Below are 23,013 nucleotides of genomic sequence, written 5' to 3'. Positions count from 1 at the left end.
TGAATTCCTCCCTGTAAGCGATTCAGTTGGCTGATTTTATCGAGATTTCGGAAAGCTTGACGGTGCGGCCTTGCGCCATCGAGCGATAGCCGGCCTCGACCAGCGCCATCGTCTTGACGTTGTCGGCCACCGATAATGCCGGCGGCGCGCCTGTCTTTACCGCATGCTGCAGTTGCTCCATGACGCCGATGAAGGCATGCGGGAACCACATCGTGTCCCAGCTCGGGCTGACCCATTCGCCGCCGGTCGTCTCGGTCGAGGCATAGGTCAGCGTCGAGGCCACGCCTTTCGGCCAGCCGATCGTGCCTTTGGCGACACCCTTGGTGCCGTCGACGCGCCAGTTGATGTGCTGGTCGTCCAGATAGCCCTCCTGGCGCGGTCCGGACCAGACATCCTCCAGCGACACGGCGAGCACGCCGGAGGGAAAGCGCAGCGTCGAGACGGTGATGCCGTCGCTATGCTCGAACGCCGTGCGCGGGTCCTTGCGTGTCAGCGTGGTGATTTCCGAGGGATCGCCGAACAGGAATCGCAGCACGTCGAGATGATGCACGCTCATATTGGCGAGCGTCAGCCGGTCGTAATCCTGAAGGAAAGTCTGCCAGTGCGGGATCGCATGCATGTCGATCTGCGCGAAGACGATGTCGCCCAGGGCGCCGCTGTCGATGATCTGCTTCAGCACGCGCATCGACTGGTCGTAGCGCATGTTCTGGTTGACCGAGAGGATCTTGCCTGACTTAGCTGCCTCGTCGCGCAGCTTCACGGCTTTATCGACCGACAGCGCCAGTGGCTTCTGCGCCAGGATCGCCTTGATGTGAGGCTGCTTCAGCGCATGGCGGATCAGCGCCGGCTGCAGATCGGGCGGAAACGCCAGGTCGACGATCTCGATCTCGGGATTCTCGATCAGCTGTTCCGGTGTGTCGTGGACGGTCGGGATGTCCCAACGCGCGGCGACCTTCTGCGCATTGGAACGGGTGCGCGAGGCGATCGCCACCACGTTGAACCCCGCTTCGCGATAGGCGGCAAGATGGCATTCGGCCATGATCATGCCAGCGCCGATGCAGCCGATACGGTATTCTTTCGTGCGGACCTTCACGTCCGGCTCGAAGCCTTCGCTCGCCATGTCTTCCTCCCGCAATTCTGTTTTCGCAGCCGCGATCATCTCGCCAACGCGCCTCCGTCCTGCCCGAAATAATGCACCCGGGCCGGCTCGCAGGATATCGCTACCACCGCATCCGGCCTGATGTCGGGCTGGCCGCGCAGCAGCGCCTTCAGCCGCGCCTCTCCGGCGGCGAGCGTTACCACCGTGTAGCCGCCAAGCGGCTCGACCTCGAATACGCGCGCCGGGCGGCCAGCGCCCCCGTCGACCCAGGGCCGGACCTTGATGTCCTCCGGCCTCAGCCCGATTTCGATCGCGTCGGCCGGAGCAGCGCGATCGTCGATGCTGACCGTGCCTTCGGCGGCCTCGACGCCATCTTCGCCGCGAACGGATTTAAGGATGTTCATCATCGGCGAACCAAGCAGTCGCGCCACATAGGTGTTCGCCGGGCGGTCGTAGATCTCGGACGGGGCGCCGATCTGTCGGATCCTCCCATTCTCCAGAATCGCGATGCGGTCGGCGATCGACATCGCCTCTTCCTGGTCATGGGTGACGTAGATCAGCGTCTTGCCGAGTTCGCGCTGGATGCGCTTGAGCTCGACGCGCGTTTCCTCGCGCAGCCGCGCATCGAGCGCAGAGATCGGGTCGTCCATCAGATAGGCGTTCGGGTCGCGCACCAGGGCCCGGGCTATGGCCACGCGTTGCCGCTCGCCACCGGAAAGCTGCGCCGGCGGCTTGTGAAGGATGTGGCCGATATGCAGCTTGGCGGCGACGTCGGCGACACGCTTCTCGATCTGGGCCTCGGCGACCTTGCGCTCGACCAGCGGGAAACGCACATTTTCGCGCGCGCTCATATGCGGGAACAGCGCCAGGTTCTGGAACACCATGGCGACATTGCGCTCGGCCGGAGAGACGGTGTTGACCGGTTTGCCGCCGATCAGGATCTCTCCGGCGTCAGGCGTCTCCAGCCCGAGCACCAGGCGCAGGATTGTCGATTTGCCCGCCAGCGGCGGCCCGAAGAAGCAGAAGAATTCGTTGTCATTGACGGTGAACGAGGCGTCGTCGACGGCGAGCGTCGTGCCGTAACGCTTGCTGACATTGCGAAAGACGATATCGGCCATGTCAACCTGCCTTCATCGCAATGCCGCTGCGGGCATCGAAGACACGCACGGACGATGCCACGGGGGCGACGACGGCAAGCTCGCCGATCGACAGTCCGACAGCATTGTCGAACACCGCCTTCACGGCGGTCTCGCCATCGCCGAGATGGACGATGGTCCTCGCGCCGATCCGCTCGACGAAGCTCACCGGAATGGCGAGGCCCTGCCCGCTCTGCACCAGCGACACCTGTTCGGGCCGGAAGCCGTAAAGCACCTCGGAGCGCGATCCGCGCAAGGTGGCGGCCAGCGCATCCGGCAGCGTCGGCGTGACCCCCAGCTGCCCGAGATCGACCACCAGGCCCCGATCGCTCTCCGCCGGCCTCCCCCTCAGCAGGTTCATGCCCGGGGCGCCGATGAAGCGTGCGACGAAGACGTTGGCCGGATTGTTGTAGACTTCCAGCGGCGTTCCCACCTGCTGCAGCACGCCGTGATCCATGACGGCAATGCGGTCGGCCATGGTCATGGCCTCGAGCTGGTCATGGGTGACGTAGACCATCGTCTGCCTGAACTGGCGCTGCAGCTGCTTGAGCTCGGTCCGCATCACCGCCCGGAAGGCGGCGTCGACATTGGACAGCGGCTCGTCGAGCAGAAAGATCGCCGGCTCCATGATTGCCGAGCGCCCGATCGCCACCCGCTGCAGGATGTTGACCGAGAGCCGGTCGGCCTTGCGGTCGAGCAGCGGCGTCAACTGCAGCAGCTCGGCGATGGCGCCGACGCGGCGGTCGATCTCGGCTGTCGCCGCACCGCGCATCCGCGGGCCGTAGGCAAGGTTCTGGCGCACCGTCATGTGGGTGAAGATGGCGTAGTTCTGGAAAACGAAGCCGACGCCGCGGCGGCCCATGGGCACGCCGGCCATGTCGCGCTCGCCGAACAGGATCTTGCCGCTGGTCGGCTCTTCCATGCCGGCGATCATGTTCATCGTCGTCGACTTGCCGCAGCCCGAAGGCCCGAGGAGCGCCATGAACTCGCCATCGGCGACATCGAGATCCATGGTCTTCAGCGCCGTGAACTCGCCAAAGGTCTTGACCAGGTTGCGCAGCTGGATCGCGCTCATGCCGGCACCAGCCTTGCCCGCGCCATGCGCTTCATGGCCAATACCGCAACGATCGAAAGCACGACAAGGATGGCCAGCGCGATCGCCGCCACATAGCCCCAGATCAGGTCCTGCGTCGTGACCTTGTAGATGTAGACGGAGATCGTCTCCGTGGCGACGCCGGGGCCGCCGCCGGTCATGATGTAGAGCGTGTCGAAGATCTTGAAGTTCTCGATGACGCGGATCGCCAGCGCGATGATGATGATCGTCTTCATCTTCGGCAGCACGATGGTGACGAAGCGCTGCCACGGGTTGGCGCCGAGCAGGGTCGCCGCCTTGATCTGGTCCTGCGGCACGCCGACCAGGCCGGCAAGCAGGATCAGGAACATCAGCGGCGTCCACTGCCAGATATCGGCGATGATCACCGCGATCAGCGCCAGTGTGGGGTCAGACAGCCAGGCGATGGTGACGCGTGAACCGCTGAGTGCCGACAGGATGTCGTTCAGCGGCCCGCCCGACTGGAACAGCATGAAGAACATGTAGCCGGCCACCGCCGGAACCACCATCATCGGCATCAGCAGGATCGAATAGAAGACCCGCTTGCCCGGAAAATCGTCCGCGAACAGCGTCGCCAATGCCAGGCCAAGCAGGAATTCGACAGGCACGCACACGACCATGACGATAGCCGTGCGCCTCAGCGCGCTCCAGAAGCGCGCATCGGCGGCAAGGTCGGTGTAGTTGGCGAAGCTGTTCCACATCTCCCATGCGTTCCACCAGCCCAGGCCGGAGAGGGGCGACCAGTCGGTGACGCTGATGTAGAGCTGCATCAGCAGCGGGAAGGCGGAGATGAAGAGCACCAGGATCTGCGCCGGCAGCGTCAGCCGGAATCCCAGCCGCACTCCCTCGTCCCGCAGCGCGGGCTTGCCAAGCGCGGCCTTTGCGTCCTTTGAGACAGTCACGGTCACCGCGCTCATTGCTTGAGCGCGCCGAACGTCAGCCCGCGCACCAGATGGCGCTGGATGGCAATGCCCATGATGACCGGCGGCACCGCGGCCATAAGACCGAGCGCGGCCTTGGCGCCATAGAGCTGCCCGGTCATCGAGGAGGACAGCGAGGCCATGTAGACGGGGATCGTCACCCATTCACGCGTCGTCAGGAGCAGCGCGATCAGATAGTCCGACCAGTTGAGGATGAAGACGAAGAGGGCGGCGCTGGCCAGCGGTGCGCGCATCATCGGCAGCGTGATGCGCGTGAAGACGCGCAGCCGCGAACAACCTTCGACAAGCGCCGCTTCCTCGATCTCGCGCGGCATGTCGTCGAAGAAGGTCTTCATGAGCCAGAAAGCGAACGGCAGGGTGACGATGCCGTAGATCAGGGCCAGGCCAAACCAGCTGTCGGTGAAGTTCAGGAAGGCCCACATGATCATGACCGGGATCATCACCGCCATTGGCGGAAACAGCCTGAGCTGGATCAGCGCCAGCGGCAGGTTCTGGCCCGAGCCGAAACGCGACAGCCCGTAGGCCGCAGCCGTGCCCGCCGACATTGCGATCGCCGTGCCGAACACCGAAGACAGCAGCGACGACAGGATCGGCTTCAGCGCGGTGCGGTCGAGCGCCACGATCAGATTGTTGTTGGACTCGCCGAAGACGAACTGGAAATTGCCCAGCGTCGGGTTCTTCGGCCACCATGTCAGGTCCGCGCCGGTCGCCGACCATTCGGCGATCGGCTTGAAGGCCATCGACACCATCCAAAGGATCGGCACCAGCGTCACCGCCATCGCCGCGAAGATCGCGGCGTAGCGGAATATCTCGAAGGGGACGGAACGCTTCATCTGGCTGCTTTGCTGGTGGCGTTGACTGCGGCGGGGAGGAACAGATGCTCCTCCCCTCCAGCGCTGATCCAGGGAGACGGATCAGCTGATTGGATCGAGAACAGTCGGCCAGGCCTCCTTGTTGGTCCTTATGGCTTCAAGCAATTTGTCCTCGCCGATGCGGCGGGCGATCTTCTTCCACTCCGCTTCCGTGTCGGCCATCGCCTGTTCCGCTGTCTTGGCCTTGGTCAGCGACGCCATCAGGTTTTCGTCCAATGCGTTGTGGAAGGCGGTGGCGCCGGGATAGTTGATCGTCGGCACCGTGCGGGCGACGGTCTCGCGCACCACGTCGATGTGGTAGGCGTGGTAGGTCTGGCGCACCAGCGGATCGGAGAAATCCGAGAGCCGGAACGGATCGAGATAGCCGCCCGGATTGGCGCTCATCCAGGCATAGATGCGGGCGGAGCCCAGCCACTGCAGCAAAAGGTAGGCGACCTCCTGGTTTTTCGACTGAGACGAGACCATGCCGGTCAGCGAGAACCACAGCACGGAACGGCTGATCAGCTTGCCGTCGACTTCGCGGCCGGGCGGCAGCATCGAGCCGATCTTGCCGGTGACGGCGGAATCCTTGTTGCCGGCATTGTCGAGGAATTTCGGCAGGTTCGAGAAGGCGCAGGTCATCGCCGCGCCGCCCTTGGCGAAATTTCCATACTGCTCCGGCCAGCCCCAGGAGATCGCGTCCGGCGAGTGATGAACGAGCGAGCCGACATATTCGTTGGTGGCGGCAATGCCGTGCTCGGAATTGATCAGCGGCTTGCCGTCGTCGCCGAACAGGAACTGGTTGGGCGATGCCATCGAGACATAGCGCTGATACCAGTTGGTGTAGCCCCAGCCCTGGTTGCGCAGGTCGGTGGAGCCGAACAGGCCCTTGTCGGGGCGCTGGAAGAAGCCCGCGATGTCACTGTGCTGCTTCCAGGTCTTCGGCGGCGCCAGATCGTAGCCGAATTTGTCCTTGAACGCCTTCTGCTCGGCAGCGTCGCCGAACAGGTCGGTGCGGTAGACCCAGGTCTGGAAGTCGCCGTCCAGCGACACGCCATAGTTGGACCCGCGATATTTGTTGAGCAGCGACACGCCCTTGGCGCCGTCGACATAGCCGGTCTTGGGATCGTCCCATTCGGGCTTGTACTGGGCGACGAAGTCGTCGAGCTTGGCGATGCCGCCGGTCTCAGCGAGGTCGCCTAGCCGGTTCCATTCCGTCGAGTAGATGTCATAGGCCCCACCCTTGGTGGAGATGTCCTGCATCGTCTTGGTGAATTCCTGGCCGTTCGGCAGGCCGACGATCTCAATCTGGATGCCGGTTTCCTTTTCCCACAGCTCCTTGATCGACGGCGCACCCGCCGGGAAAGGCTGTGTGAGTTGACCAATCGAGCCATCCGACAGGCCAAGCACGATCTTGGCCGGCGCCTTGCCTGCTCCCTTCAAGGCCTTGGCCGCCTCAACGGCACGGCCTTCCGGCGTCTCGGCGCCATATTGATAGCGCTCGGCGCCCTCGAAACCGGTGGGGCCGCCTACCATGCCTGGCGCCAGCGCGTCGGCCGCAACGGCACGGCCGGGACGGATGAATTGCGGTGCGATACCAGCCGCAGCCACGAACGCCGCCGCCTTTCCTCCGGACGCCAACAAGCCGCGTCGCGATATGCGGATCAAATCAGACATTGGAATTCCTCCCTCAGGCCCGATGTTTCCTCCACGAGCCCATCTGAGGGATATTGACGGCAGCACCGGAAGGCTGTCAACATCATAAATACTCAAAATACATCGTAACACCGCAACTGCGGAGAAAATACGTCATGCAAAGGTCGACACACCGGCTCAATGCCTCGATTTGATGGGAAATCTGCATTCGTAGCACGGGACGTATCACGACGCGATTTAGCCCAACCTCCTTGCGCATCGGCTAAGGCTGGATACATCATTTTCCATCAGAATCGCTGATGGCTGGCAGCTGTGGCCGTCGGACGGGCTAGCGGCATTGTGCGATCTGATGCATTGAGGAGATGAAAGACGGTGCGTTCCACCTTGACTGACATAGCCCGGGAAGCCGGCGTTTCCGCCGCCACCGTCGACCGCGTGCTGAACAACAGGCCCGGTGTGCGGGCGCGCACGCGTGAGATCGTGCTCGAAATGGCGCATCGCCTCGGCTACATCGCGGAGGGCCCGAACGGAGCGCCGCCCAGGCCCTCACCTGGAGAGGTCATCCGTCTCGACTTCGCTCTGCCGGCCGGCACCAATTCCTTCATCAAGATGCTGCATCGACACATCGAGGCGCAGGCCTTGGCGCGCCCCGATCTCGACGTCCACATCGCCACCATAGAGGGCTTCAACCCCGACCGGCTCGCCCGCCTGCTGCAAGAATTGCGTGGACAGACACAAGGCGTCGGCGTGATCGCGCTCGATCATCCAACGGTGCGCGAGGCGATCCGCTCGCTGTCGGCCAATGACGTCAAGGTGGTGACCATCGCCTCCGACATCCTGCATGTTCCGAGAGTGGCCTATATCGGCATCGACAACCGCGCCGCGGGGCGGCTGGCCGGCTATCTGCTCAACCGCTTCATGGGATCGGAACGCCCAAGCAAGGTGGCGCTGTTCGCCGGTTCGCTGTCCTACCGCGGCCATGAGGAACGCGAGATGGGATTCCGGCACATCTTGACCGAGGAGTCGCCCAATCTCAAGATCGTCGAGATGCGCGAAATGCTGGATGACCGAGAGAAGGCTTATTCAGAAGCATCGGCGCTTCTGGACCGGCACCCCGATCTTGCCGCGATCTACAATGTCGGCGCCGGCAACACCGGCATCGCTCGGGCGCTCAAGGAGCGTGGACGCGCCAAAGACATTCTCTTTCTCGGCCACGAGGTGACAGACGGCACCAAGGAACTTTTGTTGGATGGGACGCTCGATGCGGTCATAGATCAAAATCCGCGCGTCGAGGCGCGGGAAGCGCTCAACATTTTAAGCCACTCTGTCAGGCACCTGAACTATGAACCGCATCAACCACGACTTCAGGTCATCTTCAAAGAGAATATACCTGAAATCTGATCAATGGATCCGTGATCGTATCGCAAAGCACAGCGTTGGCGTCGCCACCGGTCCCAAATACGAACGAGAGCCCGAATGATCTCGTCAAAGCCGCCGATCTGGCACTATTCCGTGCGAAGTCGGAGGGCCGAGATCGGGTCGTGGTTGATGGTGCATGAGAAGGCCGTCGCCCGTTGCAACTCGGTCAGCCTTTCCGAACCTAAAAAGACCAAGTCCACTCATAGCACCGAAGTCGCGAACGATTGGGGCGAAGACGGTTCTGGATGTCGCCGGCACGAAGCCGACGAATGGCATACGCCCGTCCGTCCGCCACGATCACCTGAAGCATCGCCCCGATCAAAGGCGCTCGAGCAGATATGTTGCAGGCGACCTCGTGTGTTATACACGCACGCTGAGTTTTCGGGTCGGACACGAGATCGATGGATCAGGAGACGCTTCTTGCCGCAGTCCTCTTAGCTGATGTCGTGGGCAGCACGCCGCTCTATGAGCGGATCGGAGACGATGCCGCTCTACAGCAGGTCTCGGATTGCCTGGACACAATGCGCGAGATTGTCGCCAAGCACCGTGGTGATTTCATTTACTCGAAAGGCGATGACATACTCAGCCTCTTCGAGAGCCCGGAAATGGCGCTGAGGGCCGTCTGCCAAATTACCCATCAACTGACTAAAGGGCCGTTGAGCGCCCGCATCGGATTGCATTTCGGGGCGGTCATTCGCGCGCGGGGCGCGATATTCGGTGACGTTGTCAATGTCACCGCAAGGTTGTCCACCACGGCGAACCCCGGAGAGGTGCTGATCAGCCAGAGCTTCTGCGAAGCCCTTTCCCCGAGAAGCCGCAAGGGCCTGCGGCTCCTCGACAAAATGGCCTTGAAGGGGAAGCAAGAGTTCTTCGATGTCTATACCCTGTGGAGCGACGATGAAGCCCCCGGTACGCAGATCACCAGCCATGGCGCCACTACAGATAGACGCTCGGTCCTGCCGCGGCAGATTCATATGGTCATCCGCTACAGAGATCAGCTGCGATCCTGTCGAAACGGCGAATCCGTGACAATCGGCAGATCGGCGGAATGCGACATCATCGTCGAGCGGCCCTGGGTATCGAGGCGCCACGCCGCCTTCACCATATTGAATGGCAGAGCTCGGCTTCTCGAACGAAGCTCTTCGGGCACATTTGTGTCCATGGGACTCGGCCATGAAGTATTCGTACGCCGTGAAGATATTATCCTCTTCGGCTCCGGCGTCATCTCGCCTGGAGTGAAGTCGGCACTCGACGAAGCCCAGCTTCTTCACTACGAAATTGTCTCGGATTGACCCGGCCCGGCTACTAGCTCGACCGGTTTAGAGCTGGTTCGCTGGCGCCCTCAATGTCGCGCCGTACTCTTTGACAGCCATTGGAATCGACCGTTCATAAATGTGCCAAGGCCAATCCAGGAACGCTCTCGAAGTTGGGCTGCGAAGAGCTGACTTCCGTTTCCCTCGCTGAGTTCGACGGAGCCGCGGCCGGTGCATCTCCCTCGCAGGATGCGGAGTTCTACCTGCTCCTAGGCGACATTCTGCAGGTGGATGGCTTCGGCAGCAAGCTGGCCCGCTCGATCGGTGACGCGATAGGTCTTGCCGCGAGGGGATTGTGCTGGACTGTCGGCCAGACAATGAGCTGGCGACGGGAGCGGCCGGCTGAAGCGGGATGCCCGGACCATCCCTGCCCTGTGTCGCCTCGATATCCCCAGGTGCTGAAGGTCAGCACAGGCTGTTGCAGCCCGGGGTCGACGAACGCTTCATCAGACCATTGCGCCGCAATAGCTCCTCGACCACCTGCGAAGGCTCGCGATTGGGCTACCGTCACGAAATTGGCGCAGAAGCGCAGACCACTGACATATCGCGACGTCGAGATGGAGCTCGATGCCACCGTGTTTGCAGCACCGGGGAGATTCCTCTTGGGCCGATCGAGTTCAAGTTGCTGCGCCACATGCTCGACAATCCTGAAAGGTGATCAGCCGTGATGAATTCATCGCAGCTGGCTGCTCGCAGAAAGCCAGTGTGAGCGCCCAGGTGGTCGACGTTCACATGAGCCAGTCGCGAAAGTTGTTGAAGCAGTCGTCGCAGAGTTGCCATTCGCACCCTGCGGCTTGCCGGCTATTCTCTCGAAGACACTGCGGGCTGACGATCTCGGCGATTGGGTTCAGAAAGGTCGCTGCGTGAGGCCGCAAGGGGACCGACCCAATGGGAAAGGTCTTGGCAGCTAGGGACTTAACGCGACCGACATTGCAGCCGGGCGCTGCTCTAATCGAGAGAAAGTCTGGGCGTATAGAACAAGCGACATGAGCGTGTCGGATTGTTTGCATTCAAACGACCTTTGCGACGTTATCCGTGCCTTCGCCTTGCTGGTGCCGGAGGAAATCATGACGTCGCCCGACAATTCGGTCGAACTCGTTCGCGACAAGAAGTGGACGGTCCGCATCACCGCCTACGGCAGCACCCTGACGTTTCCGTTCGAAGCAGAAAGCTATGCACGTTCTTATGCCGATGGTCAGGCATTCCGTCTCGGCGTTCAGGTGGCGGAACTGAAGCGATGCGGCTGACACTTTGTCGACGCGTTGGCGGATAGCCTGCATCGCGATCGGAACGAATAGTTCGCTGATTGCAGCCTCGCGATTTCCATCAAATCCCGCCTGCAATCTTGACAGCAACTCGGCAAAATCCCTCGCCGACTAGTGTTGTCATATGAGCTGGAGCTTTCCTCGCCGCCGGTGGTAGGCGGGATACGCTGCCGGGACAGCCCTCTTTTCGCATAGACGCGAACCTTGTGCTTTTCCGTCTCAAGGCTGATTGGCGGCTGGATGCGCGCGCCGTCTTTCATATTCTGCCATCAGCCCGCGCGGAGCGTGGAATCAACGGCGGGGAAGCGGATGATGTTTCCTGTTTGCGCTCGCGTAGCGCAAGAAACGCTGCGAAGAGCATGATAGCCATGCCGATGATGTCGATCAGGCTAACCTCCTCGCCGTAGGTGATGATGCCAAGCACGACGGCAATGACGGGTGAGACGAAGGCAAATGCTCCGGCGCGCGAGGCGCCGATTTCGTGCAGGAGCCGGATAAATAGAGTGTAGCCTATGAACGAACCAAACAGCACGAGGAACAGCCACCCGACCCAGGCCGGCCAGCCCCAATTGCCTTTTAGAGCCGCGGTCGCGCCTGGCTCCACAACGAGTGAGATGAGAATTAGGAATGCGCCCCGAAAAGGGTGGTGAAGCCGGCGATGAAGTCCGATGAATATACCTCAAGAAGCGGCCGCGCGAGCACCGAACCCCATGCATAGATTAAAGCTGCCGACGCCACCGCTGTCATCGCCAGCAGCCGGAGCCCCCTGCCCTGCTGGTCTGCGTGTGTCCAACTAGCATAGGCTTCGGGCCCGAACAGGACGCACAGACCGGCCGCACCGAGCAAAATCGCAAAGAGCCTGCGGCCGTCATAGCGTTCGTCCCCCAGAAGCAACGCAAACCCAAGCAGCGTGACGGGGGTCAGCGAAAGCTCAAGAACAGCCGCGGTGCCCGTATCGACGTAGAGCATGCCCCAAAAGAGTGGGCCATAGCAAAGCGGAATCATGAACAACGTAACAACGAAAAGACGCGGCCAACTCCTTTTCGCCACCCGTGGTAGAGCAGCGCCCCTTAGGCGCGTCGCGCTGAGGATCAGCAAGCCGGCTACTGTAAAACGCGTGCCTGCGAACATCAGAGGCGGCACGGTGGCGATCCCTGCCTTGATACCGATCCACGTGGTGCCCCAGATCACACATAAAACCAGAAATGTCGCTGTGTTGCGGTTCATCGGAAGCAGCCTTCGCTGGGCGTTGTTGGTTCGTCGTAACGGCCAAAAGACGTTTATTTCGTTACAACGGCCTCTTGCCAATACGGTTCCGCCAACCGATGTTTCCGGGATGGATGGTGCGAAGACTATCGTCGACATGCGCATGGTTGGCGGTCACCCCTGCTTGGACTTCGTCAACACGGTCGACGCGCGACGCGATGTGTGGGGGCCAGACCTCTTGCAGACCTATGCCGACCTGGTCGTCTGGGCTGGACGTGCCGATTTGATCGACGTCGATGAGGCGCGAGCACTGCTCGCGGAGGCTTCCGCCCGCCCGCTCCTTGCGGAGGCGGCATTGGAAAAGGCCAAGATTTTGCGCGAGGCCGTTTACGCGGCTCTCCAGGCCGAGGCGGCAGGCGCCCGGGTGCCGGACGATGCCTTGCAAATCGTGCGCGATGCAGTCGCCCTAGCCCTGCCGAAGCGCTCGCTTTTCCCGTCCGGCGACCGCCTCGCTTGGCAGTGGACCGACGCAGCCAGTCTGAACACGATCGGCCACCGCGTGGCCTTTGAGACAGCCGAGTTTTTGGTGTCCAGGAATGACCGCCGCCGCGTGCGCGAGTGCACCGGGCCGAACTGCGGTTGGCTTTTCATCGACACCTCGCGTGGCGGGCGCAGACGGTGGTGCTCGGATGAGAGCTGCGGCACACGCAGCCGGGTAAGGCGCTTCAGGGCAAAAGCCGCAGGGAACATGGCTCCCGACAGCAAGAATTAGTATCTGACGCCAGGCTTGGATGACCAACGCAGCATAGTTGGCTTCACGCTATCCCTGTCGCTGTTTGTCCAACGAAGCTGGTCTCGCGAGCGACTGTGGCCAAGAGTGTGGAGAACACAGCCGGCGCGGCAAGCCATCATCGCGTTCCAGAGCGGGTTGCTTCGGGGCCGCCTACCTCGCCACGCTTCGATCGGTCGATCTGCTCAAACTTGACGGGAACTCCGGTAGCGTTACGGCGTTTTTCTCAATCCGAAACAAACAAGGATAGGTGCCATGGACTGGAACCGTGTCGAAGGCAATTGGAAGCAGGTAAAGGGCAAGGTCAAGGAACAGTGGGGCAAACTCACAGACGATGATCTGGACCGTATTGCCGGTAACCGCGATCAGTTGGAAGGCAAGATTCAGGAGCGCTACGGCATTGAGAAGGACCGCGCTCGGCGCGACATCGATGACTGGTATGGCCGGCAAGGCTGGTAGGTCGCCGGTTCCAAACTGAACTTGAAAAAGGGCTCCGAGAGGTACGGCGCCCTTTTTTGCCGCGTTTCTTGTCGCCTTTTCGTGAGTCTCACGACAAGGGCGCTCACCGAGAGACGTGGAACCGCGAAAGGTGCCCGTCGTTATCTGGTTCTCGAAATTACATTGGGGGATTAGTTGGACAGAGACGACGCCTCGGCGATCACAACTGGAGTTAGCGGCCTCGACTACATTCTTCGTGGCGGCTACGCCAGGAACCGCTCCCATCTCATCGAAGGGAAACCAGGTTCTGGAAAAACCACTCTTGGCCTCCAGTTTTTGATCGAGGGCGCCAAGAATGGCGAGACATGCCTTTACATCACTTTGTCAGAAAGCAAGCGCGAACTGCTCTCGGTTGCTGGCCGTCACGGCTGGGATCTGAAGGGGGTGCAAATTCTTGAACTTGTGCCGCCGGAGCTCAGTTTCGATCCTGCGCAGCTACAGACATTGATCCATTCCTCGGAATTGGAACTCGGCGAAACCGTGCAGTCTGCCATGGCCGAGATCGGACGCGTCAGACCCGATCGCGTGGTGTTCGATTCGCTCTCTGAAATTCGACTTTTATCGCAAGGGTCACTGCGGTATCGGCGCCAGGTGTTGGCATTGAAGAGCTTCTTCATGCTCAACAATGTGACGGTGCTTATGCTCGACGACCTGACCGCTGAGCAGGATGACCTCAATTTGCATTCGATCAGTCACGGCGTCATTCGGATGGAGCAGCTGTCGCCCGTCTATGGTGGAGAGCGTCGGCGGCTACGCGTGATCAAAATGCGCGGCGTGCAGATCCGGGGCGGCTTTCACGATTTCGTCATTCGCCCAGGCGGCGTTATCGCCTATCCGCGGCTCGTTGCAGCCGAGCATGAGGTGGCCGAGCATGATACGCCGGCCATGAGCAACAACCGGATCGACACCCTGCTTGGCGGCGGGCTGGCCCGTGGTACCAGCACGATGCTGATGGGGCCGTCTGGCGTTGGCAAGTCTACAATTGCCTGCACCTATTGCTATGCCGCACTCGAGCGTGGCGAGCGTGTGCTGGTGCTGTTGTTTGACGAGACAAAGCGCATCTTCTTGGCGCGCGCCGCCGGGCTCGGCATGGACCTGGAGCCGTTTGCCGAGGACGGCACGCTGATGCTTGAATCTGTCAATCCGGCTGAGCTTTCACCAGGCGAATTGTCTTCGCGCATCCAAGCGGCCGTCGAAGAATCCAATGTGCGGATCGTCGTGATCGACAGCCTAACTGGCTATCTCAATGCCATGTCCGAAGAACAACATCTGGTGCTTCAGATGCACGAGATCCTCACCTATCTCAATCAGAAGGCAGTGGCGACGATCCTGCTGTTGGCCAATCACGGGCTGTTTGGGCAAACGGCAGCGCCGGTCGACATGACCTATCTCTGCGATTCCATCATGCTTCTGCGCTTCTTCGAGAACGCAGGTCAGTTGAGACGCGCGATTTCCGTTGTCAAGAAACGTGTCGGCCCCCACGAAGAGACGATTCGTGAGTTTAAAATCGGCGGTAACGGCGTGGCCGTAGGTGAGCCACTGGAACAATTCCGCGGCATCCTGATGGGATCTCCGGAATTTGAAGGCAAGCCGACAGACCTTCTGAGGGACAAGGCGTTATGATGTCGTCCAGCCCCGCCGTTCTCGTGCTGGCGCCGCTTGGCCGTGACGCGAGGATCGCGGCCTCCATCCTGGCTACAAACCAGATTGCCTCGCGTGTGTGCGGCAGCTTGGAAGAGGCAGTGCCGCTTCTCGACGAGGCTCAGTGCCTTGTCGTGGCCGAGGAGGCCCTGCTCAGTTCCGATCGAACGCAGTTTGCGGCCTGGCTTGAAGCCCAACCCGCATGGTCGGATTTTCCGATCGTGCTTCTGACGATGCGGGGGAACGAAGTCGACACGCGGATGGCATTTCTGGACCGCTATCTGATCGTGCTTGAACGGCCATTTCTGGCTTCGAGCCTCGCCAACTCGGTGCGCTCCGCCTTGCGTGCCCGCGCCCGCCAGCGTGAGGTCCAGTCCTACATCGAACAGAAGCGGGAGGTCGCCGATCGGCAGAAATTGCTCATCCGCGAGCTGCATCACCGCGTCAAGAACACGCTGGCCAACGTTCGCGCCATGATGGGCGCGACGGCCAAGTCGAGCGGCAACGTCGATGATTTCGTACGCGATTTTTCAGCCAGGCTCGTTTCCCTGGCCCAGACCCATTCGATGCTTACCGACGATTATTGGCAGACTGCCTCCCTGCACAAGCTGCTCGAAAGCGAGCTTGACCACTATGAGACGCGCGACAGGCCGCGTATCGTTCTGGAAGGCCCGAACGTAGCGCTAGTCGCCGACATTGCGGTCCCTGTCGGGATGGCTTTCCACGAACTGGCCTCCAATTCGTCGAAGTTTGGCGCGCTTTCGCAAACGGGAGGCCGCCTTGATGTCCGCTGGTCGTTAGGCGGGTCCGGCGATACACAGATCGTCAATCTTGACTGGCGGGAACGAGATGGGCCGAAAGTCGAGCAGCCCAGTCGCCGGGGGTTTGGCACGACACTTCTGGAAAAAGTCGTGACCGTGCAATGCAACGCCAAGATCGAATTGAACTACCATCGTGACGGCTTGCAGTTCACCATGGCCTTGCCGTTGCGAAACACGCGCCTTGTGCCGGCTTACTGAGCGGCAACGGAAAGGCTGGCTGGGCGCCGCGATAGGGATTAACTGAGCGTCACTCGGCAGGCTGGTCTAGCGCTTTAGCCAAAACATCAGTTCCGAAAAAGACCGCCTCTATATCTCCCATATGCCTCTGCAACATTGCGAGAGCTCCGGCGTGGTCTATGCGGCCGACCTTGGTGATGAAGTCGAACTCGTGCCGCGGCGCTGTGACCCGGGTCATGCGTCCTAGACGAAACTTTGGGCTCCCGGAGCGCAGTTTTGTCGCCTTCGTGGTCACCCCCCGCCATTTTGCTCACGATCCTCGTTGATAGCCCGGATGCGCATCTGAATCATCCGCGACCCGTCTGGGTTCCGACTGGCGTCGTAAAAAACCAAGAGGCCCGCAGACAGGCTCGATCGACGGTCAGCTATCCCGAACAGCAAACGAAACACCCTCGCCTTTGGCCAACCAACTTTCGCCAGATCACCTTCGCAATGCCTGCGGCCCCAGTACGGTCGGACAGCCCGCGCTCTGGCGGCCGAAGTGAGGCGCCGGGAACATACAACGTCGGTCGTTGTTTCTCTGATCAGGAGGAAAGATGATGGCAGACGATAAGAGCAAGCGTGATTTTCGAGATCGCAATCGTGTATCAGTCGATGAAGATTATGAGGTTCGCTATTTCGCCAAACAGCATCGTATCACGCCAGAACAGGTCCGCGAACTAATCAGAGAACACGGCAACGACCGGAAGAGGCTCGAACGCGAGGCAAGAAAACGGGCTGATATCGGCTGATGGTCGCGACGCATCACGCGGCTTTTCGACGAGCGGGCTTGAAAGGCTGCGCGAGCGTGAAAACGTCTGGCCGGATGCCCGCCTCGACTTGCTTCCATGTGACCGGGTGGGCAATTGGGAAGCCGGGCCGCGCTCGCGGGGAAAAAGCGCCTATTGCGGTATTGCCCCGTCCGTTGCGGAGATAGTCGAGAAAGATCCGGCCTCCTCGGGCTGCGGGGTCAGCTGACAACAGGTATCGGTCAGGATAGGTATCAACCAGACGGTGGGCGAGCGACTTGGCCAGTTTCCGGGCGCTGTCATGGGTCATCTTCGCAACGAGCGGGGCCATCAAGTGGATGCCTTTGCCGCCAGTGACCTTTGGCCAGCTCTCCAAGCCTGCCGCTTCCAAGATGCCCCGTAGCGCCAGCGTGGCCTCGATCACAGCGTCCCATGGCACGCCTTCTCCGGGATCGAGGTCGAGGACGAGCCGGTCCGCATGTTCGATGTCTTCAATCGTCGCGTTCCAAGGATGAAGCTCAACGGCATCCATCTCGACCAAGCCAAGCAGACCATCCATGTCATCTATCCATACCCGAACGCCTTCGCCGCCTTCGCGCTTTTGAACGCGGAGCTGGTGCACGGACGACGGTATCCGAGGTAGCGGTCCCTTGTGATAGAAGGTTGCGCCGGAGGCGTGGCGGACCAGCTTCAGCGGTCGCCGAACGAGATGAACTAGAACTTGATCAGCGACCCGCCGCCAATAGTCTGCCAGCTCTTCCTTGGAAGGTGCAACCGCATCGGGTAGCAGCTGGAGAATGTTCTCGCGCGGGACGCCGTGTTGTCCTTCCGACCTCCGCTTGGACGGCGATGGAGGCTTGGGCGGGATTGCCTGAAGGTCCTCGCGGAGTCCCTTGAAGACCGCCTCACGCAAGATGCCCCGGTCCGACACGCCACTGAATTGCACCTCGGCAAGAACGTCTGGTTCGACCCATGTCGCCTTGGGCTTCTTGATCGGCTCCGACAGCGGTGACTTGGCGATTACAAGCGGATCAAGCCGCTCCCTAACGCGCCGGGCTGCGTCCAGCGTATAGCCGGTCTGGGCCTTCCCGGCATAAAGCAGCCGGTCGCCCTCTCGCCTGCCGATGTACAACGATGCGATGCGGCGCGGCTGCGCGCCAAGTTTCTCGACGAAAGCCACGATTGGAAAAGTGTCGCTCTTGACACATTTGACCTTGACCCAACTGGTCTGGACGCCCGAGCGGTAGTGAGCATCCGCTCGCTTGGATACGATTCCCTCTATGCCCATCCGGCAGGCATGGTCGAACATATCCTTGCCGTTCACCTCCAGATGCTCGGCATAAGTCAGGGTTGGCTCGGTTTCGGTCAGCAGCTTCTTCAGCGCAGCCTTGCGCTTCACTAACGGTTGTTCCCGTAGATCACGGCCATCGAGGTACAGGAGGTCGAAAGCGTAGAGAGTCATCCGCAGCGAACTTGGGTTGCCCAGCTCACGTTCCAGGGCTTGATAGTCCGGCAGGCCGGTGTCGCCCAGGACGACAGCTTCACCATCGATGATAGCGGATTTGACCGGCAGGCTTGCCGCGGCCTGAACAATCCTCTTGTAACGGTGGGACCAATCGTAGCCGCGACGCGTGAATGCTCGCGCCTTTCCGCCTTCAACGACCAGCTGCGTCCTGTAGCCGTCATATTTGATCTCGTGAAGCCAATCTCCGCCTTCGGGAGCTTTCTCGACCAGTGTGGGCGATTGGAACTCGATGAACGAAAGCCGGTCAATGGCACTGGTCATATGCTCGCGACTCCAGGAATCGCGACTCAAGCCCCAGCGCCCCTGTCGGTTCCGAGCCTTTTAGAAGAATTGCATCGCGACGATTGGTTATCCGCCTCACTTGTTGATGTGACGGCGCAGCAGAGTGATGTTGCGATTGTTCGCCTTAAAATAGACGTCGAAGATCGAGCCGAGAATTGGGACACTTCCTACGAGCGTATCCAGCAGCACGTTGCCTAGCATGCGGGCGACCAACCCATTTCCGGCACCGACGTTTCGAGCTCGCAAGACGATGTAGGCCGAGACAATGCCCGTCGCCGCATCTCCGAGTACGGGAACCAGACCTACGAGCGCATCCAGTCCAAAACGAATTGATGTGCCTGGAATGCGCCAGCGGGAATCGAGTAGCGCGGCCAATAGATCCAACTCGGCAAGTACGTTTGCTGTATGACCATCGTGACCGCCCTGCCCGATCATGCCAACTCGCGCGCCAGTACGATTTAGTATCTCTCCCTGATGGATAGCCGTCACCTTAGATATCGCTTTGACCGCCTGAATTCGCTTGCGTCCTGTGCGATGGCACGTCGTCGAGCAAGGTCGTCTCACCGGAGCTTTTCGGCGCCTCAACGGGCAATTCACCAGTAGGCGTCATCTTGCTGACGGCCTCAGGCAAATCTCGCGTGATCCGGCTTATGAGCTCCTCGCGCGATAGGCCGGTCTGCATCGAGAGGGAAGTCAGGGTGTCTTCGTCTATGGCTGCTTCCACCTCGCTTGGCTGGATCGGCTCGTTCGGCCCGGTGCCTACCCACGAATCGACCTTCGATCCGGCGCCTGCCCCTCTGAACCGGTCGAGAATATCGCCAAGCGCGGTCCCCGAAACGCCTTTTGAAAGCTGATCCAGAATCCCGCCTTGCGGATCATTTGGGTTGCGATCGCCCGCTCCACGGATCATGTCGCCGATCTTGTCGCGATTTTGGTATGCCAAGACGCCGAGCATCGCGATCGCCAATTTTCCCAGGTTAGCCATTGGTACCTCCACTGTTCAATGGACAAGGGCTCAACATCACAAAAGTTCCGACCGGCGACGATCTAATTGAATAAGGGCCGGCATATCGACACAGACGTGAGCGGTGCTGCCTAACCGGCTTGTTTCCGTTTGCGGTGCGGCTTCGGCCTCGCAGACGTTGATCGTGCAAAGCTCGTTGCCTGCCTGATCGCGCATGCGCACTAACCATCCGGTCATATCGTCATCGCCCAGATCAGCCAACAGGCCGATTCCGCAACGGATCGCTTCGGCGCGAGCGGCCTCAAAACTTGGCGTCTCGGCAGGCGGAACCTGGCGAGCCTGGTCGCCGTCGCGATAGTACAACGTATAAGCGAGATGGATTCCACGCGCTGCCTTAGAGTATGGAACTACCACCCTCATCTTTACGGGGGTTTGGCCAAACAGCGAACATCGGCTAGGCCTAAGACGATCGATCGAGGTCGACTCGCGCGACGGCGTAGGCGCCAAGCGAGATGCTTTGATCATCCAGCGGTCTTGCGGAACTTTCCATGAAGTCGGGATCGGTTGCCGCCCGCTCGAACTGCTCGGCGCCGAGAAGAGCAATGCGGGCGCTGCTCGGCGAATCCGAAAGCCGCACAGATTGCGTCTTGGCGGTAAGGTTAGCGACCCACAGGGTCACGCGGCGATCTTGTTCAGCCGCGATCGTGGCGACGCCGTCAGCGCCGGAAGTTCGTACGGACAGCAAGGTGGCTCCGCCGAGCTTTGAGAGACCAGCCAAGACATGGAAAGCGGGATAGACCGTTGGGCCATCCTGCTGGTCATACCATGGCTGCACGAAATCAGCCTTCCTATGGATTTGGCCAAAGGGGCCGGCGAAGTCACCGAACGCGACGGCCTCGATTCCTTCGCGAGCGCAGGCCGCGAAATATCCGACAGTCCAAGCCGCATTGAACAGCCCGCGCTGACGAGGATCAATGCGCGATAGACAGACGCGAGCGTTCGCTTCATTCGGCGCAGTGGATTTTCCGTATGGGTTCTCACGGCAGCCGAGCTGGATGGGACCGATACGCAGTGGCAAGCGTTCCCCCATGAAAGCATGCGCGGAGCGGATTAGATGGGGGATTGCCTGAAGTGTCTCCATCACCGAGACATCACCTGCGGCGTGCACGCTTGGACAGGTGGTGAAGGTCACGTAGTCGAGCGCTTCGGCTGGCGGACGCTTGCGGTTGAGTTCGGTGAAGTAAGCGGCCATGCCGCCGCCCAGCGCGATGCCCGGGAAAGCCCGGCGAGCGGCGGAGTAGCTTTCGTGGAAGCTGGGCATAGTCGGCCACGGTGCTCCCGGCTGTACGGATGTCATGTCCTGCGCCGGAAAGACGGAGACAGCTTCTAGTTTGAGGCCGAGTGAGTGGACAGCATCCGCGACCGGCGCCAATTCGCCGAATGGATCGCGCGTGCCCTTGGTGATAATCTCGAGGACCACTCCAGCGCCGGTCAGCCGTGCGAGCGCGGCGTAGCTTTCTAGTTCGTCCTGGCCGTGTGCGATCCGGAGATCGACCTGGCAGACCATCCACTGGGGAGCCATTCGTCGTAGGAGCTCGGGGGTTTCGAGCGCGTGCTTTGCCTCGTCGGCGGCGACGCCGACGCCAGTGCGGGGCACTCGGCCGACCGGTCCGCCGATCGTCAGGTTGATGAGTGGATTGCGATTTTCAGACGTCCCGGCAGGGAGCGTTCCTGACACGTGAAGCCGGACGGCCTGCGTGAATTTCTGGCCCCTGGGCAGTCTGTAAGGCCACGGGCGACGCAGAGGGCGGACATATGTTTTATACGAGGCGTCAGACCAATTGCGTTGGTCCTCCATCTCAAAGGCATCACCCTCCATGGTGCATGTCGCCCAGATCCCAGGCGCGATCTCGTGCGACAACGCCCGGATGTCGGTGAACGGACATTTTGGATCGATGTGGTCCGGCAAGAACGATAGCTCGTCGTGACCATCCTCATGCAGCACCTTTATCGGCTTGCCGGCTAAGCCCTCGATCGGATGAAGGACGACGAAGCCGGTCCGATTCGTCAAAAGGTCGGTCTCGGGCTCTGCCTCCGCCACAAACGACAGCGCACCATCGCCACGGCCTGAGACGCGCGCCCGGTAAATCAGGCGGCCGGATGTTGCAGCACATGTTGCACGGTATTCAATGGCGAACGCATCCGGCCTCTCGTCGATCCGCAGATCATCGAGAACGGTGGTACATGTTCCCCAGTTTTCGTCCCGTACAAGAAACGAGATTCCGCGCAAGACCTCGATCGTCCCAACGTGGATGTAACGCAACGCCCCATTGTCGAACGCGACCGACAAGGATCCGGCGCGCAGCGTGCGCAGCGGTGCCTCGAGCTCTTCGGTGCCACACAAGCGGACTGCCAGGGAAGCTGCCGAGGTCAAATTGCGCGCTCCGTCGTGGCGTCGAAGATCGAGGCCCGGTTCATGTTGATGTCGATCGCAAGCTTCTCGCCCGGACGGCTGACATCGTGCGCCTGCAGCTCAGCCATCACCGGCGCGCCGGCCAGTCGGAATGTCGCGTAACTGCGCGAGCCGGTCGGCTGCAGCAGGTCGATCGTTGCCTCATAGCGAAACGTGCCCTGCTCCGGCGTTGCAGTGTGCGCACGAGTGAGGTGTTCTGGCCTCAACCCGAGCAGCACCTGCTGTCCGTCCGCGACGCCCTTCAGCCCCCTGCCGCGCGCTAAAGGCAGCAGTGCATCCGCGAGCCGGATGGCAGCGGCGCCTGCGTCCAAGGCAAGGGTACCTGGCAGGAAGCTCATCCGCGGCGAACCCAGGAACCCAGCGACGAACGTTGAGGCCGGGTGCTCGAACAACTCGAGTGGCGCGCCCTGCTGCTCTATCAACCCGTCGCGCATCAGCACGATGCGGTCAGCCAACGTCATCGCTTCGATCTGGTCATGGGTGACGTAGATCATCGTTGTCGCAATGTCCTGGTGAAGGCGTTTGATTTCGCCGCGCATTTCGTCGCGAAGCTGTGCGTCGAGGTTGGACAGCGGCTCGTCGAACAAAAAGATGCGCGGGTTGCGGACTATGGCGCGGCCGATGGCGACGCGCTGGCGCTGGCCGCCGGATAATTGGCGCGGAAAACGCCCCAGCAAGGGAGTGATGCCAAGCATGCGTGCCGCCTCGGCCACGCGCACCTCGACCTCTGGCTTCGGCATCTTGCGAGCCTTGAGGCCGAAGCCAATGTTCTTGGCCACGCTCATATGCGGATAGAGCGCATAATCTTGAAACACCATTGCCACGTCGCGATCGCGCGGCCGGAAATCATTGACCACCTCGCCGCCGATCTCGATCGTGCCTTCCGATATCTCCTCCAGGCCGGCGATGGTCCGGAGCAGCGTGGACTTGCCGCAGCCGGACGGTCCAACCAGAACGGTGAACTGGCCGTCGCGAATGTCCAGGTCGATCCCGCGCACGGCATGGAACGCGCCGTAGCGCTTGTGCAAGCCGGTAATTTTGACTTCGGCCATGCGGG

At 61.0% G+C, this 23,013-nt stretch carries 22 protein-coding genes; 8 read left to right on the top strand and 14 right to left on the bottom strand.

Features of this window, described 5'->3' with window-relative positions:
- Positions 1–22: 22 nt before the first annotated feature.
- The 6 genes from NLY44_RS04765 to NLY44_RS04740 all read right to left on the bottom strand — a co-directional run bounded on the left by NLY44_RS04765 (position 23) and on the right by NLY44_RS04740 (position 6,815).
- Positions 23–1,120 carry a Gfo/Idh/MocA family protein gene (locus tag NLY44_RS04765; protein ID WP_286456739.1) on the bottom strand — a complete coding sequence of 366 codons (1,098 nt, stop codon included), beginning with the start codon at positions 1,118–1,120 and terminating at the stop codon, positions 23–25.
- A gap of 35 nt (positions 1,121–1,155) precedes the next feature.
- A complete protein-coding gene (locus NLY44_RS04760) occupies positions 1,156–2,217 on the bottom strand; it encodes an ABC transporter ATP-binding protein (RefSeq protein WP_023689428.1) in 1,062 nt (353 codons plus the stop codon).
- Between the two features lies 1 nt (position 2,218).
- A complete protein-coding gene (locus NLY44_RS04755) occupies positions 2,219–3,310 on the bottom strand; it encodes an ABC transporter ATP-binding protein (RefSeq protein ID WP_023689429.1) in 1,092 nt (363 codons plus the stop codon).
- Positions 3,307–4,263 (bottom strand): carbohydrate ABC transporter permease, encoded by a 957-nt coding sequence (locus NLY44_RS04750; protein WP_023689430.1) that lies wholly within the window; start codon positions 4,261–4,263, stop codon positions 3,307–3,309. Before NLY44_RS04750 ends, NLY44_RS04755 begins: the two co-directional genes overlap by 4 nt.
- Positions 4,260–5,120 (bottom strand): carbohydrate ABC transporter permease, encoded by an 861-nt coding sequence (locus NLY44_RS04745; RefSeq protein ID WP_023689431.1) that lies wholly within the window; start codon positions 5,118–5,120, stop codon positions 4,260–4,262. The genes NLY44_RS04750 and NLY44_RS04745 overlap by 4 nt, the downstream gene beginning before the upstream one ends.
- Before the next feature lie 81 nt (positions 5,121–5,201).
- Positions 5,202–6,815, bottom strand: a complete 1,614-nt coding sequence (locus tag NLY44_RS04740; protein ID WP_023689432.1) for an extracellular solute-binding protein — start codon at positions 6,813–6,815, stop codon at positions 5,202–5,204.
- 351 nt (positions 6,816–7,166) lie between these two features.
- On the opposite strand from NLY44_RS04740, the gene NLY44_RS04735 reads away from it, so the two are divergent.
- The 3 genes from NLY44_RS04735 (at position 7,167) to NLY44_RS04725 (ending at position 10,773) form a co-directional block, all read left to right on the top strand.
- Positions 7,167–8,195, top strand: a complete 1,029-nt coding sequence (locus NLY44_RS04735) for a LacI family DNA-binding transcriptional regulator (RefSeq protein ID WP_023689433.1) — start codon at positions 7,167–7,169, stop codon at positions 8,193–8,195.
- A 419-nt stretch (positions 8,196–8,614) separates the two neighbouring features.
- The gene (locus NLY44_RS04730) at positions 8,615–9,505 is read left to right on the top strand and encodes an adenylate/guanylate cyclase domain-containing protein (RefSeq protein WP_023805138.1); all 891 of its coding nucleotides are present in this window, start codon (positions 8,615–8,617) and stop codon (positions 9,503–9,505) included.
- Positions 9,506–10,512: 1,007 nt separating this feature from the next.
- Positions 10,513–10,773 (top strand): hypothetical protein, encoded by a 261-nt coding sequence (locus tag NLY44_RS04725; RefSeq protein WP_245260004.1) that lies wholly within the window; start codon positions 10,513–10,515, stop codon positions 10,771–10,773.
- Positions 10,774–11,047: 274 nt separating this feature from the next.
- Here the strand turns inward: NLY44_RS04725 and NLY44_RS04720 are convergent, their stop codons facing one another.
- Positions 11,048–11,323: an EamA family transporter gene (locus NLY44_RS04720; RefSeq protein ID WP_286456736.1), complete on the bottom strand. Its 276-nt coding sequence runs from the start codon at positions 11,321–11,323 to the stop codon at positions 11,048–11,050.
- An 89-nt stretch (positions 11,324–11,412) separates the two neighbouring features.
- Complete coding sequence (locus NLY44_RS04715; protein ID WP_286456735.1) at positions 11,413–12,018, bottom strand: DMT family transporter; 606 nt, start codon at positions 12,016–12,018, stop codon at positions 11,413–11,415.
- Between NLY44_RS04715 and NLY44_RS04710 the strand changes: the two genes are divergently transcribed.
- The 5 genes from NLY44_RS04710 to NLY44_RS04690 all read left to right on the top strand — a co-directional run bounded on the left by NLY44_RS04710 (position 12,005) and on the right by NLY44_RS04690 (position 16,715).
- Positions 12,005–12,769 (top strand): CGNR zinc finger domain-containing protein, encoded by a 765-nt coding sequence (locus NLY44_RS04710; RefSeq protein WP_156940987.1) that lies wholly within the window; start codon positions 12,005–12,007, stop codon positions 12,767–12,769. The genes NLY44_RS04715 and NLY44_RS04710 overlap by 14 nt on opposite strands.
- Positions 12,770–13,042: 273 nt before the next feature.
- The gene (locus NLY44_RS04705; RefSeq protein ID WP_023669466.1) at positions 13,043–13,246 is read left to right on the top strand and encodes a CsbD family protein; all 204 of its coding nucleotides are present in this window, start codon (positions 13,043–13,045) and stop codon (positions 13,244–13,246) included.
- Between the two features lie 174 nt (positions 13,247–13,420).
- Positions 13,421–14,908: an ATPase domain-containing protein gene (locus NLY44_RS04700; protein ID WP_023669465.1), complete on the top strand. Its 1,488-nt coding sequence runs from the start codon at positions 13,421–13,423 to the stop codon at positions 14,906–14,908.
- Entirely contained in the window at positions 14,905–15,945 is a 1,041-nt protein-coding gene (locus NLY44_RS04695; protein ID WP_023669464.1) for a sensor histidine kinase, read from the top strand. The genes NLY44_RS04700 and NLY44_RS04695 overlap by 4 nt, the downstream gene beginning before the upstream one ends.
- 575 nt (positions 15,946–16,520) lie before the next feature.
- Positions 16,521–16,715: a DUF3606 domain-containing protein gene (locus NLY44_RS04690; RefSeq protein WP_460221718.1), complete on the top strand. Its 195-nt coding sequence runs from the start codon at positions 16,521–16,523 to the stop codon at positions 16,713–16,715.
- Positions 16,716–16,728: 13 nt separating this feature from the next.
- On the opposite strand, the gene ligD is transcribed toward NLY44_RS04690, so the two are convergent.
- From ligD to NLY44_RS04660, 6 genes are all read right to left on the bottom strand, one after another.
- Positions 16,729–18,498 (bottom strand): DNA ligase D, encoded by a 1,770-nt coding sequence (gene ligD, locus NLY44_RS04685; protein WP_023805135.1) that lies wholly within the window; start codon positions 18,496–18,498, stop codon positions 16,729–16,731.
- Positions 18,499–18,594: 96 nt separating this feature from the next.
- Positions 18,595–18,954 (bottom strand): DUF4112 domain-containing protein, encoded by a 360-nt coding sequence (locus tag NLY44_RS04680; protein WP_032905106.1) that lies wholly within the window; start codon positions 18,952–18,954, stop codon positions 18,595–18,597.
- A 55-nt stretch (positions 18,955–19,009) separates the two neighbouring features.
- Positions 19,010–19,504 carry a YidB family protein gene (locus NLY44_RS04675; RefSeq protein WP_023682271.1) on the bottom strand — a complete coding sequence of 165 codons (495 nt, stop codon included), beginning with the start codon at positions 19,502–19,504 and terminating at the stop codon, positions 19,010–19,012.
- A gap of 36 nt (positions 19,505–19,540) precedes the next feature.
- The gene (locus NLY44_RS04670; RefSeq protein ID WP_023689441.1) at positions 19,541–19,846 is read right to left on the bottom strand and encodes a DUF6894 family protein; all 306 of its coding nucleotides are present in this window, start codon (positions 19,844–19,846) and stop codon (positions 19,541–19,543) included.
- A gap of 97 nt (positions 19,847–19,943) precedes the next feature.
- A complete protein-coding gene (locus NLY44_RS04665) occupies positions 19,944–21,917 on the bottom strand; it encodes a D-apionate lactonase family protein (protein ID WP_023805133.1) in 1,974 nt (657 codons plus the stop codon).
- Positions 21,914–23,008: an ABC transporter ATP-binding protein gene (locus tag NLY44_RS04660; protein ID WP_023669457.1), complete on the bottom strand. Its 1,095-nt coding sequence runs from the start codon at positions 23,006–23,008 to the stop codon at positions 21,914–21,916. Before NLY44_RS04660 ends, NLY44_RS04665 begins: the two co-directional genes overlap by 4 nt.
- Between the last annotated feature and the right edge of the window lie 5 nt (positions 23,009–23,013).

It is taken from the genome of Mesorhizobium sp. C089B, from assembly GCF_030323125.1.
Taxonomy (GTDB): Bacteria; Pseudomonadota; Alphaproteobacteria; order Rhizobiales; family Rhizobiaceae; genus Mesorhizobium.
Note: the sequence above shows the minus strand (reverse complement) of the source record. Positions and strands in the feature narration are given on the sequence as shown.

Excerpts from the sequence above, each read along its gene's own strand:
- NLY44_RS04765 (WP_286456739.1), bottom strand. The coding sequence starts at position 1,120 with ATGGCGAGCGAAGGCTTCGAGCCGGACGTGAAGGTCCGCACGAAAGAA.
- NLY44_RS04760 (WP_023689428.1), bottom strand. The coding sequence starts at position 2,217 with ATGGCCGATATCGTCTTTCGCAATGTCAGCAAGCGTTACGGCACGACG.
- NLY44_RS04755 (WP_023689429.1), bottom strand. The coding sequence starts at position 3,310 with ATGAGCGCGATCCAGCTGCGCAACCTGGTCAAGACCTTTGGCGAGTTC.
- NLY44_RS04750 (WP_023689430.1), bottom strand. The coding sequence starts at position 4,263 with ATGAGCGCGGTGACCGTGACTGTCTCAAAGGACGCAAAGGCCGCGCTT.
- NLY44_RS04745 (WP_023689431.1), bottom strand. The coding sequence starts at position 5,120 with ATGAAGCGTTCCGTCCCCTTCGAGATATTCCGCTACGCCGCGATCTTC.
- NLY44_RS04740 (WP_023689432.1), bottom strand. The coding sequence starts at position 6,815 with ATGTCTGATTTGATCCGCATATCGCGACGCGGCTTGTTGGCGTCCGGA.
- NLY44_RS04730 (WP_023805138.1), top strand. The coding sequence starts at position 8,615 with ATGGATCAGGAGACGCTTCTTGCCGCAGTCCTCTTAGCTGATGTCGTG.
- NLY44_RS04725 (WP_245260004.1), top strand. The coding sequence starts at position 10,513 with ATGAGCGTGTCGGATTGTTTGCATTCAAACGACCTTTGCGACGTTATC.
- NLY44_RS04715 (WP_286456735.1), bottom strand. The coding sequence starts at position 12,018 with ATGAACCGCAACACAGCGACATTTCTGGTTTTATGTGTGATCTGGGGC.
- NLY44_RS04705 (WP_023669466.1), top strand. The coding sequence starts at position 13,043 with ATGGACTGGAACCGTGTCGAAGGCAATTGGAAGCAGGTAAAGGGCAAG.
- NLY44_RS04695 (WP_023669464.1), top strand. The coding sequence starts at position 14,905 with ATGATGTCGTCCAGCCCCGCCGTTCTCGTGCTGGCGCCGCTTGGCCGT.
- NLY44_RS04690 (WP_460221718.1), top strand. The coding sequence starts at position 16,521 with ATGATGGCAGACGATAAGAGCAAGCGTGATTTTCGAGATCGCAATCGT.
- ligD (WP_023805135.1), bottom strand. The coding sequence starts at position 18,498 with ATGACCAGTGCCATTGACCGGCTTTCGTTCATCGAGTTCCAATCGCCC.
- NLY44_RS04680 (WP_032905106.1), bottom strand. The coding sequence starts at position 18,954 with ATGATCGGGCAGGGCGGTCACGATGGTCATACAGCAAACGTACTTGCC.
- NLY44_RS04675 (WP_023682271.1), bottom strand. The coding sequence starts at position 19,504 with ATGGCTAACCTGGGAAAATTGGCGATCGCGATGCTCGGCGTCTTGGCA.
- NLY44_RS04660 (WP_023669457.1), bottom strand. The coding sequence starts at position 23,008 with ATGGCCGAAGTCAAAATTACCGGCTTGCACAAGCGCTACGGCGCGTTC.